This window comes from Variovorax sp. P2_H12 (genome assembly GCF_056403395.1).
This window is the reverse complement of sequence record NZ_JBFUFO010000204.1, coordinates 1-444: the sequence shown is the minus strand read 5'-3', so window position 1 is coordinate 444 and position 444 is coordinate 1. Positions and strand designations below refer to the sequence as shown.

Annotated in this window: 1 protein-coding gene; it reads right to left on the bottom strand. The window is 71.2% G+C overall.

What is annotated here, in order from left to right:
* Positions 1 to 444 (bottom strand): protein phosphatase 2C domain-containing protein (locus tag AC1DYK_RS35815; RefSeq protein ID WP_478170587.1); only part of this gene is annotated, 444 nt, incomplete at both ends.

The window sequence follows — 444 nt, the reverse complement described above, 5'->3', positions numbered from 1 at the left end:
CGCATCTCCTGATCGCCCGAGAGGGGGGTGGAGAGTCCATCGGTGCAGAGTACGAGCGCATCGCCCGGCATGGCGGGGCCGAGCAGCCTGGTCACCGCGGTGCGGGCGAGCGGAAGCGCTGCCGTACGGGTATCGATCACGCCGGTGGCCCCCTGGTCCTCCCTCTCGGTGACATCCAGATGCCACGCGCCCGCCCGCAGCAGCGCCGTACCGCCGTCACCGACGGCCAGAAAGCCTCGGGTGCGTACGGCAGGGTCGAGCGGGACCAGCAGGATCCGCAGAGTCGTCGCGTACGCTCCGGGCTCCTGAGCGTCCCGCAGCGCAAGGTCCGTGAGCAGCACGGCGATTGCGCCCACCGCGTCATCCGCCAGTCCGGCGAAGGCCGTCTCGTCACCGGACGCCATCGCGGCGAACAGGGTAGCCGCCGCCCGGTCCAGATAAACG